The organism is Paenibacillus sp. 276b (genome assembly GCF_900107875.1).
Classification (GTDB): Bacteria; Bacillota; Bacilli; order Paenibacillales; family Paenibacillaceae; genus Paenibacillus; species Paenibacillus marchantiae.
The window spans coordinates 1-14,629 of record NZ_FNRR01000017.1 but is presented as its reverse complement, the minus strand read 5'-3'; the positions used below and the strand labels follow the sequence as shown (position 1 = coordinate 14,629).

At 44.2% G+C, this 14,629-nt stretch carries 13 protein-coding genes and 2 pseudogenes; 6 read left to right on the top strand and 9 right to left on the bottom strand.

Going from position 1 to position 14,629, the window contains the following annotated elements; translation table 11 throughout:
* The 3 genes and pseudogenes from BLV50_RS32385 to BLV50_RS32375 form a co-directional block, all read right to left on the bottom strand.
* Positions 1–842, bottom strand: a pseudogene (locus BLV50_RS32385) (hypothetical protein); the annotation flags it as partial.
* 364 nt (positions 843–1,206) lie between these two features.
* Complete coding sequence (locus BLV50_RS32380; RefSeq protein WP_090812086.1) at positions 1,207–2,160, bottom strand: NAD-dependent epimerase/dehydratase family protein; 954 nt, start codon at positions 2,158–2,160, stop codon at positions 1,207–1,209.
* A gap of 116 nt (positions 2,161–2,276) precedes the next feature.
* Positions 2,277–2,798 carry a TetR/AcrR family transcriptional regulator gene (locus BLV50_RS32375; RefSeq protein WP_063568300.1) on the bottom strand — a complete coding sequence of 174 codons (522 nt, stop codon included), beginning with the start codon at positions 2,796–2,798 and terminating at the stop codon, positions 2,277–2,279.
* Between the two features lie 488 nt (positions 2,799–3,286).
* On the opposite strand from BLV50_RS32375, the gene BLV50_RS32370 reads away from it, so the two are divergent.
* The 3 genes from BLV50_RS32370 (at position 3,287) to BLV50_RS32360 (ending at position 4,768) form a co-directional block, all read left to right on the top strand.
* Positions 3,287–3,706, top strand: coding sequence for a MarR family winged helix-turn-helix transcriptional regulator (locus BLV50_RS32370; protein WP_063568299.1), 420 nt, complete (start codon positions 3,287–3,289; stop codon positions 3,704–3,706).
* Between the two features lie 27 nt (positions 3,707–3,733).
* The gene (locus BLV50_RS32365; protein WP_064639252.1) at positions 3,734–4,384 is read left to right on the top strand and encodes a nitroreductase family protein; all 651 of its coding nucleotides are present in this window, start codon (positions 3,734–3,736) and stop codon (positions 4,382–4,384) included.
* An 87-nt stretch (positions 4,385–4,471) separates the two neighbouring features.
* Complete coding sequence (locus BLV50_RS32360) at positions 4,472–4,768, top strand: putative quinol monooxygenase (RefSeq protein WP_063568297.1); 297 nt, start codon at positions 4,472–4,474, stop codon at positions 4,766–4,768.
* Between the two features lie 147 nt (positions 4,769–4,915).
* Here the strand turns inward: BLV50_RS32360 and BLV50_RS32355 are convergent, their stop codons facing one another.
* The 6 genes from BLV50_RS32355 to BLV50_RS32330 form a co-directional block, all read right to left on the bottom strand.
* Positions 4,916–5,965 (bottom strand): NAD(P)/FAD-dependent oxidoreductase, encoded by a 1,050-nt coding sequence (locus BLV50_RS32355; protein ID WP_090812088.1) that lies wholly within the window; start codon positions 5,963–5,965, stop codon positions 4,916–4,918.
* 239 nt (positions 5,966–6,204) lie between these two features.
* A complete protein-coding gene (locus BLV50_RS32350; RefSeq protein WP_090812084.1) occupies positions 6,205–7,020 on the bottom strand; it encodes a helix-turn-helix domain-containing protein in 816 nt (271 codons plus the stop codon).
* Positions 7,021–7,208: 188 nt separating this feature from the next.
* Positions 7,209–8,216: a FecCD family ABC transporter permease gene (locus BLV50_RS32345; RefSeq protein WP_063568295.1), complete on the bottom strand. Its 1,008-nt coding sequence runs from the start codon at positions 8,214–8,216 to the stop codon at positions 7,209–7,211.
* The gene (locus BLV50_RS32340) at positions 8,213–9,220 is read right to left on the bottom strand and encodes a FecCD family ABC transporter permease (RefSeq protein WP_072735887.1); all 1,008 of its coding nucleotides are present in this window, start codon (positions 9,218–9,220) and stop codon (positions 8,213–8,215) included. Before BLV50_RS32340 ends, BLV50_RS32345 begins: the two co-directional genes overlap by 4 nt.
* A 12-nt stretch (positions 9,221–9,232) precedes the next feature.
* Positions 9,233–10,207 (bottom strand): iron-hydroxamate ABC transporter substrate-binding protein, encoded by a 975-nt coding sequence (locus tag BLV50_RS32335; protein ID WP_063568294.1) that lies wholly within the window; start codon positions 10,205–10,207, stop codon positions 9,233–9,235.
* Between the two features lie 115 nt (positions 10,208–10,322).
* Positions 10,323–11,969 (bottom strand): helix-turn-helix domain-containing protein, encoded by a 1,647-nt coding sequence (locus tag BLV50_RS32330; RefSeq protein WP_090812082.1) that lies wholly within the window; start codon positions 11,967–11,969, stop codon positions 10,323–10,325.
* A 535-nt stretch (positions 11,970–12,504) separates the two neighbouring features.
* Here BLV50_RS32330 and BLV50_RS32325 point away from each other — a divergent pair.
* The 3 genes and pseudogenes from BLV50_RS32325 to BLV50_RS32315 all read left to right on the top strand — a co-directional run.
* Positions 12,505–12,786: an ArsR/SmtB family transcription factor gene (locus BLV50_RS32325; RefSeq protein ID WP_063568292.1), complete on the top strand. Its 282-nt coding sequence runs from the start codon at positions 12,505–12,507 to the stop codon at positions 12,784–12,786.
* A 71-nt stretch (positions 12,787–12,857) separates the two neighbouring features.
* Positions 12,858–14,054, top strand: coding sequence for an MFS transporter (locus tag BLV50_RS32320; protein WP_090812080.1), 1,197 nt, complete (start codon positions 12,858–12,860; stop codon positions 14,052–14,054).
* A gap of 85 nt (positions 14,055–14,139) precedes the next feature.
* Positions 14,140–14,629 (top strand): annotated as a pseudogene (locus BLV50_RS32315) (transposase); the annotation flags it as partial.

Here is a 14,629-nt window from a genome sequence, read left to right as displayed (position 1 = left end):
CCAGTAGTTCCAGTAGTTCCAGTAGTTCCAGTAGTTCCCGTTCCTGTTACTCCTGTCACTCCAGTTACGCCCGTAGATCCTGTTACCCCAGTTAAGCCCGTTACACCTGTGGTTCCGGTTGCACCGGTAGTCCCCATCTCTCCCATGGATCCTGTTGCTCCCGTTATTCCAGGATCGCCCGTGGCTCCTGTTATACCTGTGGTTCCAGTCGTTCCGGTAGCCCCAGTCACACCTGTATTACCTGTAACACCTGTCACTCCAGTGCTACCTGTGGTTCCAGTTACACCTGTTGTGCCCAATGCTCCAACGGCTCCAGTTGCTCCCGTCAAACCTGTGGTTCCTGTGGCTCCTGTTTCACCAGGATCGCCCGTTGCCCCAGTTATCCCTGTCGTGCCAGTCACTCCAGTGCTACCTGTAGTTCCCATTCCAGTTGCGCCGGTTACACCGGTTATGCCCATTGCTCCCACGGCTCCGGTTGCCCCAGTCACACCTGTATTACCTGTAACGCCGGTCACTCCAGGATCGCCCGTCGCTCCTGTTACCCCTGTCGAGCCTGTTGCGCCTGTCGCTCCTGGATCACCAGTAATTCCCGTGGCACCTGTTACACCTTTTATCCCTGTAGTTCCGGTTGATCCAGTCGCCCCCGTAATTCCTGTAACGCCCGGATCACCAGTTGTACCTGTAAGTCCTCGGACTCCGGTTGATCCCGTTATTCCTATCGAGCCAGTAGCTCCCGTATTCCCCATCCTACCTACTATTCCCATTGCTCCTGTGATTCCCGTAGCCCCGGTTACACCTGTCTTTCCTTGAAACCCTCTATATCCCCTCGGTCCACGTAACACAGGACATCTGGATCTGACAGCTCTTTTCTTTTTAAGCGCAAGCTTCTTTTTGGATTTACATTTTACTTTTCTTTTAATAGAAACACGAGTGCCTGCTTTTTTTAATTTGCGTTTGGTTGTACTGATTGAGGACATTTTGCGCTCCTTTTTGGACATATAGCTCACAAGAAAATCCCCCCTCCTTGTACACCGTATCTATTCTCCGCTTTTGCAATACTACACTCTATGTCTAGGACAGGTTTTGTGCACCGCCCATTAATGAAGTCATATCAGCATTCAGCATTTTGGTTTAGGTCGTAAGCATTAACCGATTCATAACGCAATTTAATTATTGATTGATCAATTACAAATCGACATAACACATTTATTTCTTTTGCAGCTCACCTATCGTCTGTGTAATCCCTTCTTCAAAAGAAGTCATCTTCACCGGCCCAACCTTGGCCTCGTATTTCTTTTTACTCAACACCAGCGGTTCTTCTGTCAAATATAACATTTCAACAATTTCTTTCATTACCGGTACGGCCAATCCAAGCAGTGAAAGCCCTGTTTTGCCGAGGGCTATGACCGGTTTCGCTTTACCCGCCGCCTGTTGTGCAATACGTACGATTTCCTTACCAGATATTATCCCAGCACCAGGGATATTCCAGTTCTGCCGATAGGCATCATCTCTGCTCGCCAACTCCACAACCATGACCGCTGCATCTGGCAAATAGATATATTCTCGTGGCATTTTCATAGTTCCGATAAAAAAAGTCATTTTCCCTTCCGCTATTGCTTCAAGCGTAGACCCCAGGTAAGAAGCCTGATTGGCAGTAGGACCATAATAATCAGGCAAGCGAACAATCATCACTTGCGCTTTGCACCATTTGCTGCTAAATAACATCTGCTCATAGGCAAGCCGAGTCTTTCCTTTTCGAGTATGCGGCTGCTTTGGATGTTCTTCAGTCACTTCTTTCATTTGTCTTCTGCCATACGGATAAATCCCGTCAATGACGACCACCTTTAGGCCCAATTGTTCTGCCGCCTCCATAACGGATTCACCCAGAGGAATCAGCTTGCTCTCCATTTCGTTATAAGGTACATTCGCGCAATGAAACATTACATCGGCTTCTAGTGAAGCAGCTATAATATCATCGAATCGGAATGCATCTCCAACAGCGATCTGTAGATGATCAGGCGAACCCAGTTTTACCGCAAGTTGCTCCAGTTTTTGACGTGAGCGACCAAAAATGATTGTAGAAATACCACGTTTAATCAATTCCTCTGTAATCGCTGATCCCGTTCCACCTGTTGCCCCAACCACGATTGCTCTTTTCATTACATCTCAACCTCTTTCTCTCAATTAGTTATTGATCAATTACTTACTTCAACACAATATAACGTATATTTAGTGATTGATCAATAACTAAAATGAAAAAAGGGACTCTTCCCTTTCTATCTATCCATAAGCTCTGGCATATCCAGTGCGGTTGATATATTACATAACATGCCGATTGCCAAGAATATCAACGTTCTTTGCTTTGGATTGGCACTGCCTGCCGCTGTAAAAGCTTCCAATACCATATCTCGCACCTCTGCGAATCCTTTTTGCATTGCTTGACGGATGACTTCTTCCTGAACCGTCTGCGCCTGCATTTGCAGCAAAATTTCGTTCTTGTGAGATTTAAGAATCTCTTCATAGGCTTCTGTTAACTCGTTCTCCAACTGATCTGGAGTAGCTGTCTCCACCACCGCTCGGAATGAATCAATCACTCGCGTCCAGGATACCTCAAGTGCTGTTAACAGCAAAGCTTCTTTGCTTTTAAAAAAACGAAAGATATACGGTTGCGAAATATTTGCTCTTTCTGCTACCTGAGCTGTGGTCGCCCGAAAATAGCCAATTTCAGCAAACACCTCAATCGCTGCGGATATGATATCACTACGTCGATTAACCGATACCGCTGCATTTTTAGCCATGTTATCACACCTCCATTACATAGTAATTAATTGATCAATAGCTTGAAGTATATAGGAAAGTCTAATGCATTGCAAAGAGACTCATCCCTCCAATCTAAGCACAGCTTAGAAGCTCTCTATGTTTAAACATTTCTGTGACGTCAATTTCATCCGTATGTATATCGCCTCATTACAGTTTATAATTATTCTCAACCACAATATAAATCGATATAAAGTTACTTGAATGGATAACCTACACCTACGGAACCAAGAAGAATATCGCTTTGGAATAGATGGATTTATCTTCTCATGACTACCCTGTTGCAAAATCAAAACACCCATGATATATTAATTGAGCCATCAATGATTGATGCATCAAATATTGATACGTCAAAGATTAACTTAGCAGATATTACTGACTAAGCAATGGCACTTTATAATGGCAACTTTATGTATTCTGTTCACATAAGCCGTTGTTCATGGTCGAGATTCACCCGGGAGGTCTAGTCATGACACGTGTGTTTTCCAAGGAGGAGCAGATCATCAATCTGCTCAACGGGCTGGGTAACAAGATCAGCCCCAAGTTCGAACGCTGTACGGGCATCAGCTCATCACGCTTTGAGATTTTGCATGAGTTGGACCAGGTGGACGAGATTAATCAGTCCATGTTGCAAAAAATCATTAATATCGACAGTGCGGCGATCACTCGCCATCTGAAGCAGCTTGAAGCCGATTCGATGGTCACCAGACGTAAAAATCCGGAAGACAACCGCGTTACCTTTGTCCGCCTTACGGATGAAGGACGGAAGCAAATCGAAGGTTATAAAGTTGAGAAAACCAATTTTATCAATCAGATTCTACAGGATTTTAGTGAAGAAGAAGTTCATCTGCTTGCTGATTTCCTGGAACGAATGCAAAACAATTTCTAAACCCATATATAGAGGAGAGAACCATACATGAGTACATTCCAAAGCACTTTTCAAAAGACAAATGATTTTAATGAAATTACTTACGGTCGCCGATCTGTAAAACTATATGATCCTGAAGTCAAAATCAGCCGTGAAGAAATGACAGAAATTCTGGCAGAAGCTTCTCGCGCTCCATCTTCCATCAATTTGCAGCCTTGGCGTTTTCTCGTTGTAGATACGGCTGAAGGCAAAGAAAAGCTTGCTCCTCTCGCGAAATTCAACCAAAATCAGGTTTTGACTTCCGCGGCAGTTGTTGGTGTATTTATTGATATGAACAATGTCGAGTACATGGACGAAATTTTTGGTAAAGCTGTCGAGCTCGGTTATATGCCACAGGAAGTCAAGGAAATGCAACTCAAAACTGTAATGCCTTATTATGAAAATATGCCCGCTTCCGCTCTTCGCGATGTCAATCTGATTGACGCGGGTCTGGCTTCCATGCAATTGATGCTCGCTGCACGTGCTCATGGGTATGATACCAACCCAATCGGTGGTTATGAGAAAGATCAAATTGCTGAAGCATTCGGTATGGATAAAGATCGTTACCAACCCGTTATGCTGATCTCGATCGGTAAATCGGCCAAAGAAGGTCACCCTTCCTACCGTCTGCCTGTTGAGACAATTACGACTTGGGCATAATATCAGTCAATGTTTTTACGTGCTCCAGCACCATTTACATTTCAAACAATAACAACATTCTAAATACACTAATGGAGGTTGAATATTATGATTATCATTCACGCTCACTTGCAAGTTAAACCAGACCAGGAACAAGCTTTTTTGGAAGCTACAAAAGTGCTGATCCCTGCAACACGTAATGAAGAAGGCAACATCAGCTATGATCTCGCCAAAAGTACTGAACGCGAACATCACTACACGATGATTGAGCTGTGGAAAGACGAAGCCGCTACAGCTTCCCATAATGCAAGCGCCCATTTCCAGACTTTCGTTCAACAAGCAGCAGCATTCATGGCCGCTCCAATGAACGTTGAAGTATTCGCTGGAGAAGCGGTTAAACACTAAAACATGAGCATTACATTAATTAATTAAGCAGACCGACGAGATCGTCGGCTTGTGAAAAAGAAACCGCTCCTCGTCATGCTGACGGGTGAGCGGCTTTTTTGATATTGAACGAATTTTTTTATGATGACCATTTTAGTTTGTTGTATTTTATTTGGTATATAGATGCTTCATCAGCTCACGGTTTTTCTGCGTGAACAAGTCATTGTGCGAGGAAACCATTCCATGTGTATTGGCTTCGGGTGCCACGTACAGTTTGGCTTTGTTCACCGCATTGGCTGCGTCCTGGAACGCTCCTGCGATCAAATGAAGCTTCCCTTCATGATGCAAAATATCTCCCGCAGCAAAAATGCCCGGTACGGATGTTTCGCTGACTGGTGTGCCTGCGATCCAATGATCCTTCATATCAATCTTAATATGACTGTTCACAAGCAATTCCTTGTCCCTCTCATAACCGTAGTTAATGATGACCTCATCCACGGCCAGCTCCAATGAAGCTCCGTCCTCATTACGTTTCAGCACAACCGTCTCAATCTGTTGATGATCGTCTGTAGCGATCAGCTTCTCAATCGTTGTATTGAGCAAGCATTCGACTGAACTGTTCTCAAGACGTGATATTTCAGCTTCATGGCCTTTCAGCGTATCTTTCCGATACGTTAAATAGACTTGTTTGGCAATAAGGGCAAGCTCGTTTGCCCAATCAATCGCCGCATTACCGCCACCCGAGATCAGAACCGTTTTGTCCTTGAAACGGGACAGCGATTTGACTGTATAATGTAAGTTCGTTACCTCGAAACGTTCTGCACCTTCAATTTCCAGTTTAATCGGCTTCAGAATTCCTCCACCAATAGCTAAAATCACAGTTTTGGAGTAATGTTTTTCCTCAGAAGCGGTGTGCAGTACGAAGTGTCCTTGCTCATCCTTGGATATGGACGTGACCTTTTCTCCAAGAACAACCTCTGGCTGGAAAGTCAGTCCCTGATTGACCATTTGCTCGATTAGTTGTTCGCCCGGAACGGGTTGTAAGCCCCCTATATCCCAGATCATTTTCTCAGGATACACATGTACCTTCCCGCCAAGATAGGGCTGGAATTCAATGATTTTGGTTTTCATTTCACGCAAACCGCTATAAAAAGCTGAAAATAATCCGGCAGGCCCACCACCAATAATCGTTACATCAAACACTTCATGATCTTTCATCTTGAATACCCCATTTCCGAATTGGTTTGTCCAACATTCTTCTTCCATTTATTCCTGCATGGTTAGAACGGCCGAGGACGCATCGAGAGAAAAAAAGAGCTTTTATTGTATTCATCTCAGTCAACCTTCCAACCTTTTATAATAATGATTCTCATTATCATTTAATACTATAGCAAGGATCATTGAAAATGCGAATGCACAAATCACCAATTTGGGATGTACTATTGTCTAATGGAGGCTTAATTAAGATGCGTGTATTCCGAAGGAGAAACACCAAATTTACTTTTAAAAATTCGACTGAAATAGAGCGGATTGGTATAACCAACACTGATCGCAACATCGCGAATCAAATAACTACCTGATTTCAGCAGCTCCCCTGCCCTCTCCATGCGATAATGGATGACATAGTCAATTGGGCGGAATCCCGTGTATTTGTGAAAAAAGTAGGAGAAACGCTTTGAACTCATGCCATGTAACTCTGCTAGCTCATCCAGTGTCAACAGATTCATGTAATGTCCATGTATATAAGAGATGGCTTGCTCAATCACCTTTTCACTCGGCGAAGTTCCACTCTCCCGTTGACTGCAGCCTGTAAAAACCTGAACCATGATGCTCAAAAATAATTCTTTGACTCGAAGTTTGCCAATTCCCCCTTGCACGTGTAATTGTTCCTGCAGCATAACCAGTAATTCAACAACCCTTGGATTGGCCCCGGAGTCCAATTTGAAATGAGAGTCGCATTCCTGAATGCTGTCGCCCTTTTCCAATAGGTCAAAACTATAAAATACTAAATAATATTCATACTCTGAATGACCATTCACCTGTGAGTCCAACTGCATGCCTGGTGCTGCATGAAAAACGGACCCGGGCTGTAATTCGTATATCGTTCCATCTACTGACATACTGGCTTCTCCCCGTACCACAAAAAGAAATCCATGATTTAATGTTCTGAAATCACGCAATATACTTTTGGGCTGTAAAACCAATCGATTGATTCCATCTATTTTAAAAGAATTATCTGCAAATATTGAAGCTAATTGATCCATATCTGTCATGGTAATTCCACCTATCTTTTAGAATCGGTTTAAACTGTGCCTATTTTATCTTATCACACGAATCAAGTCATACTGGGTTGCTTAGTTCACCTTTCCCCCGTCAAAACTACAAACAAAGGCCATCCCTTGTCTTGACGACAAAAGATAGCCTCATTAGCTATGTGTTCAATAATCTAAAGATTTTTAGATTATTTCTTCAATAATAAATAGACAAAATACGGCACACCGATTAGGGAGACCATAATTCCTGCTGCAATTCCATCAGGATCAACCAGGTTGCGTCCAACCGTATCTGCAATTAATAGAAGCCAGCCTCCAAGCAGAACGGCTACAGGAATAAATAACGAGTTACGTGGACCGACCAGCGCTTTGGCGATGTGTGGAGCCATCAAACCGATAAACGCGATCCCTCCCGTAACCGATACAGCAGATGCAGCAGCTGCAACAGCAATCACCATGAGTACCAAGCGTTCCCGCTCCAGCTTCAACCCCACTCCGATTGCCGTTTCTTCGTTCAATCCCATGAGATCAAGCCGTCTGGTTCTGAACAAAGTAAGCGGGATTAACACAATCAGCCAAGGCAGCAAAGCCCATATGAATGGCCAGTCTGCCCCCCATATGTTTCCGGAGATCCACTTGGCAATAAAGTCGACCTTCGATCGCTCCGCCGAAGATATGATGACAATCATGATGCCTGACAGCGCCATCGAGAATCCAACCCCGACCAACACCATTTTTATGGGATCAAGTCCCTTGGTCCGGCTATAGGAGAACAGATAGATGAGCGCGGCTGTCAGTAATGCACCAATAAAAGCAGCTAACGGTAACATATAAACGAACGTGCCCACTTCAATCGGGAAATACAGAAAGAAGATGGCAACGGCAACACCTGCACCTGAATTGATTCCAATGATGCCTGGATCGGCCAAGTCATTACGTGTAATGCTCTGCAAAATAGAGCCTGACAGCGCAAGCGCCATACCAGCTAGTAATGTAATAAAAATTCGAGGTAATCGGACCGAAAACAGAACAAAGTCTTCTTTAAATGTACCTTGGCCAAATAACACTGGAATTACCCTTTTGAAAGACAACGAGGAATACCCCCAGCTCATACCTACCACAGCCGTGATGAGGATCAGCAGCAAACACACGAGCAGAATCAGTCGTTGCTTGCGAATTCGCGCAGACATTGTCATGAGAACGCTTTGCCCCCTCTACGCACAACGAACAGGAAGAAAGGTAAACCAAGCATGGAAGCAATGGCGACCACAGGTGTTTCGTAAGGTGCATTTATCGTTCGACCCAGTGTTTCGGCAAGCAGCATAAACGATGCTCCGGCAAAAATGGATACGGGTATAATATACCGATAATCCGTGCCCACCAATTTACGGACAATGTGCGGGATCATTAAGCCGACAAAGGCCATATTTCCGATCAATGCAACCGACGCTCCGGTAAGCACGATGACCAGCAGGAACAGAACAGTTTTGACGAGTACAAGTTTCTGCCCCAGTCCAGTCGCCACCTCATCGCTCAGGCTAAGAATGTTGATCTGGTTGGAAAGAAACGGAACTACAGCTAAACCAATCAGTATGACAGGCGCAATAGCTTGAATCTGGCCCCATGTCGTTCCGATGAGTCCTCCCGAAGTCCACATGGATACATCCTTGGAAATTTTGAAAAAGATACTGATGCCATCCGAGATGGCATACATAAAAGCGGATACAGCTGCCCCGGCAAGCACTACCCGAATAGGGGATAAGCTCCCCCTCCGCATCGAGCCGAGCACAATAACCAATGCTGCTCCAAGTGCAGCACCAACAAAACAAGCGACCATAATTCCAAAATATCCGAGTGATGGCATGAAAACAAAAGCCAGGGCGAGTGCCATATTGGCACCTGAAGTCAGACCGAGCAGTCCAGGATCAGCCAGCGGATTGCGAGTAATTCCCTGCATGATGCCTCCGGAGACGGCGAGAGCCGCTCCGATCAGCATGGCAGCGAGTTCCCGTGGGAGTCTGATCTCTCGCAGAATAAGAATATTATCGTTCTTCGTCGCAGAGGTCAGGGTCAGCCATAGATTGCGGAATGTCGTTTCTTCTGCGCCAAACATCATGGCGATGATGAAACACACGATAAGTACGAGTACACTACCCAGCAGCTTGGTTGCAAACCGAAAAGGAAGTCGTTTATTTTTCATCGCGTTCAAGTTTTACTTGCCAAGAAAATGTTCGATAAAGAATTCCAGCTGGTATTCCATGCTGAGTGGATCATTGAAGTAGAATGCCTTGGCATCGGCTTCAAATACTCGATTATTTTTCACCGCATCAATATTTTTGTATGTTTCGGTATTTTGGAACGAATTGTCCTCATCGGCATTTTTACTGAATATTACATAGTCTCCCATGTAGTCTTTCAATACTTCGTTCGATACAGCAAAGAATCCGTCTTTCTTAGTAGCTTCCTTGACCTTAACTGGCATACCTAAACCGAATTGATTATAGAGTATTTCCGTTCCACGTCCGAAATTTTCGCCATACACATAAAGTTGTTTATTGAACGTTTCAATAACGGATACAGTCGCATTGTCGCCAATTTTGGCTTTGATTTCTTCCCCTACTTTTTTGCTTCGAGCGTCAAAATCGTCAACCCAGGCCTGTGCTTCTTTTTCTTTGTTCACAAGCTTTCCGATCTCCAGTTGTTGCTTGAGGAAGTCCACCTTACCATATGTATAGGTGACTGTTGGAGCAATTTGCTTCAGCTTATCGATGTTCTTGATATCAGACAGGCCGATAATCAGATCTGGGTTCAATTCAATAATTTTCTCCAGACTTTCGTCGGTAACCGCCTCAGTATTCGCCAGTTTATCTTTGAAATTCGGGTTCTCCTTGGACATTTCATCCACACCAACCAGCGGCACATCCAGTGCCATCACGTTTCCTGTCAGGAATCGGGTCAGCACAACCACACGTTGCGGGTGGGAAGGAACTTCCACAGGACCTGTCTCCGATTGATATGTGAACGTACCCGAATCTGACTCGGATGAAGAACCTGTTGAATCCGTGTTCGAAGAAGTGGATTCGTTGGATGTAGTTGCATTCTCCGTTGTATCTTTGGCTGAGTTGCTTCCACAAGCGCTAAGCAATAAGACCAGAACTAATATAAATGGAACAAAAAGCTTTCTCATTAGATGACTCTCTCCCTTTTCTCTTTGAATATGAAAATCATTCTCATTACAATAGCTAATTATAGGCATGCAGGATGAACCTAACCATGCCTTTTTGTTTGAGAAAACCTTTGGATTATTGGATGCCAGTCCATAAGGATACAGCCCGTCCGAGCTGCAAACGAATGGAAACCGGGTTGTAGGGTATCCACTCTTCCTGCTCCAGATGATAGATCCGATTTCGCTTCACTGCCTCAAGCCCTTTCCAGTATTCCGAGTTAAATATACCTTCTGAATGAGCCTTGGACCCTTTTTCATCTGGAAAAACAATGACGAGCATACGAGTGCCCTCGTAATCCTGAAGTTCCGACAGTTGGATAGAGACCGAATGAAATTGGTCGCCAAACCTCTGTATTTCCTGGGCAATCTTGGCCGGAGGACGTAATCCGAGTGATTGATACATCACATATCCGACATTTCTGATTCCATATATTTGTAAAGTATCCGGTTTTATGACGAGAATGGTCAGCGTCTCATTCACAATCTGGCTCGTCTGAATGGCTTCCCGTGCCTGCTGTTCTTCCCTTTCAAAGTCTGCCAGCCATTGTTCTGCCTTCTCCCCCCTTTGAATGGCCTGTGCGATAAACCGCAGATGTTCTTTCCAACCAAGCTCCATCCAAGCAATTTCAACAATAGGAGCGATGGATCTCAGACGTTCAGAACTTAATCCGTTCATATGTAGATGCTGATTTGCTGCAATGATGAGCTCAATATTAGCATCTAGCAATGCGGACTTTATTTGTTCAGGTGAACTGTCAGAATGGATAAAACGTATCGTTTGAGGTGGGCTAACTCCCTCTGTGCTTACATATTCGCTGCTTTCCGAGATGACGACCGCTGGTTCCAATCCAAGTAACATTAGATGGCTTGCATAAGGTGCACACCACACAGCCACTCGTTGAGAAGGTCTGCGACGTGTGTAACCTGAAGGACTCTCTCCTGTCTGCTGCTTGAAGCGACGACTAAGATAGAATTCATCCTTATATCCGACCTTCAGCGCGATCTCACGAAGTGAAGCGGACCCGCCAATTAATAACTCTTTGGCACGGTGAACACGCAAGCGTGAGAGATACTCATTGGGTGAAAATCCAGTAAGCTGCTTAAATAGGATGGAGTAGTGAGAGCGACTGACTCCCGCAATTTCGGAAAGTCCTTCGGTTGTTATCTTCTCACTAACATGGTTTTCCATAAATGTGATGCTGCGTTCCATAGATGGTTGCTCACTCGCAATATATTTTGCTTCCATTCGTTCCAACAGACTCATCAGTACTTGATGAAACAGAATCTGGTTACGCATATGCCTGACTTCATTGCCAGGTAAACGATACATATAGAGCTCCTCAAGCTGTGCTGCAATCGCAGGTTCATAGAACTCAATAAGAGTTTCTGTTGCGAGCACACTGGACCGTCCCATGGCTATCATTGGCAGTGATCTCTTCTGTTCTTGCGTGCGAATGGAGAGGGTGTATATATGAAGTGGATGCATCTGATTCCCCTGTATAACGACATCACTCTGCGCCGGAATAAGGATTACCATGCCATCGGTGAGTTCGTATATGTGATCGTCGAGATGAAGTGAACCCTTACCACTTGAAACGGCCAACAGAACGGTTAGGTTCTCATGGATCCTATGTATCGGCATGGTTGACGTACTATACAATGATTGAATGCTGTCTGCTGTATATATTGGAAAATAGGACTCTGCCCATTCCGAGTTGTTCATTTTCTTATCCTCCGTGACTGTTATGACTGTTAGCGGAAAACTAAAATAATCGTTCCGTTCTGGGGTCACTCAGTCCACTTACTGATGATGGGATGATGCCTGATAAACGGCTCTGCATGACTATTTTAACATTAAGGCTTCCTTCAGAATACTAGCATTCCGATTATAAATAGCTTATACGATTGTCGCCATAATTATGGGCACAAATTTCAACCGCATTCTGCAACGCAAGTTACTTTTACATAATGGTCTTAAATAAAAGATTCCATCCTATCCTTTTTTAACTCGAAGCTCAATCATGTTGCGGGGAGAGCCGATTCAGGCTGCGAACGCAAGAAGCCGGGAACACCTGATTTCAGGTGTTCCCGGCATGAGAGCCTGGTAAGATGGTAGCTATTTTGACGGAAAGCCCAAGCGACTCATCTGTTAAAATAAACTACACAGTCTTATTCTCTGTTTACATTCAAAAAAAGGTGTGCTACATTATTTTTACGGATATAGAAATAACTACAGTTAGAAAAAAGGTGAATTTACGATGGTAGAAGAAAATGCGAATGTGCGTCAAGCTATTAAAGTGTACAAAGCGCTCGGAGAACCCACGAGAATCAAAATTGCCTTACTCCTTACGGAGGAGACAACTTTGTGTTGCTCGGATATCGAGTCTAAGCTGGAATCGGTAGCCAGCTCAACGCTTTCCCATCACTTGAAGCAATTGACAGACTGTGGACTGTTGAACCTCCGTAAAGAAGGAACGTATATCTACTACAGCGTAAACCGCGAAATGGCACAGAAATATGCGCCTTATTTGCTGGAGTAAATTTTTTTAAACATTATTTCTATAGAACTAGAAATATAAAACATTGAAGTATAGAGAGGAGCTTTACCCGTATGTCGAACGCATTGAAAATTTATATATTGGCTATTATCAGCTTTCTAGTTGGGACATCCGAATATATTATTGCAGGGATTTTGGATAAGGTAGCTGTAGATGTAGGTGTCTCCGTATCGGTCGCAGGTCAGCTGATTACCGTTTTTTCGCTGGCCTATGCCTTCGGCACACCGATCGTCATAGCCGTCACTGCACGTATGGAGAGACGTAAACTTCTCCTTTATGCGCTTGGTGTATTTGCAGTAGGCAACCTGATTGCCATCGCGTTACCAGGCTTTACATTCTTGCTCGTATCACGTGTTGTTCTCGCGATTAGTACCGGCGTGTTTCTTGTTACCTCATTGACGGTTGCTGCCAAGCTCGCTGCACCTGGCAAACAAGGAAGTGCGATTGCAACACTTATAATGGGCTTCAGTGCCTCCTTAATTATCGGAGTTCCACTTGGAAGAGTCGCCGCTTCGGTTTATGATTGGAAGCTTATTTTCGGCGTTATCGGTCTACTAGGTTTGCTTGCCATGTTCTTAATCCTTATTGCTATTCCCCAATCCAATGGCGAGGCGCCTGTTCCGATTCGCAAACAGTTTGCACTGTTGAAGAAACCTGAAATTGCGATCGCGTTGGCTGTCGCCTTCATGTGGATTGGTGGATACTCTGTTGTTTACACCTATATTTCGCCCTACTTGCTGACCATAACCAAATTAAGCGAGCAAAGCGTAAGCATTGCACTCTTCTCTTTCGGTATCGCCAGCTTGTTTGGCTCTAAATTCGGCGGCTACAGCACCGATAGATGGGGAGCTCCTCGCACATTAGTCATTGGAATGCTGTTTAATACCATGGCTCTAGTTCTGCTCTCACTAGATGGACAATCGCCGTTGATCGTAATCCCTCTTCTGATGTTTTGGTCTTTTACAGTTTGGTCTTCCAGCCCTACCCAGCAATTTTATTTATTGTCACTTGCTCCAGAGGCATCCGGCATTATGCTTAGTATGAATACCTCCGTGTTGCATCTTGGCATGGCCGCTGGTGCTGGTCTTGGCGGTGTTGTCGTCGAGCAGGCATCACTGAGCTACATCAGTTGGATCGGCGCAACAAGCGTCATTCTGGCTGCTGTAACTGCTGCTACCTTCTTCCGTATTTCCTACTTGCGAAAACGCCGCGAAGAAGTAAAATGCAGCCTAGTCGAGACTTGTGCGTAATTCAAATCTTCCCAAAAAGCCAGGCTGCTAATTTTGAACTGCACCCCATTTGTTAGACACGACTAACAATGGAGGTGCAGTTTTTTTGCCTAAATTCAGTTTAGATGAGAAATTGAAAGCCATTCATAGATATCAGAATGGTACTGAAGGAGTCAAAAGTATTGCAAAATCATTACGGATAAATCATGAAACTTTACGTATGTGGATTAGGCAATACGAATATCACGGCGTCAAAGCTTTTGAAAAGAGCTATACAGCTTACACTAAGACATTTAAACTAGACGTACTCACCTATATAAACGAGAATGGGACGTCTCCAAATGAAGCTGCGGTCATTTTCAATATACCCTCTCCTAGGATTATTAGAAAATGGCGTATTCAATTCAATGAGGATGGAATGGACGGCCTGAAATCAAAGAAAAAGGGGCGTCCACTCATGAAAAATACGAACAAAAATATAACGAAGAAGCTAGAACCTGGCGATGAATCAGTTGAAGCTCTACAAGCTGAATTAGAACGTTTGCGTATGGAAAACGCCTATTTAAAAAAGTTGAATGCCTTAGTTCAAAACAAGG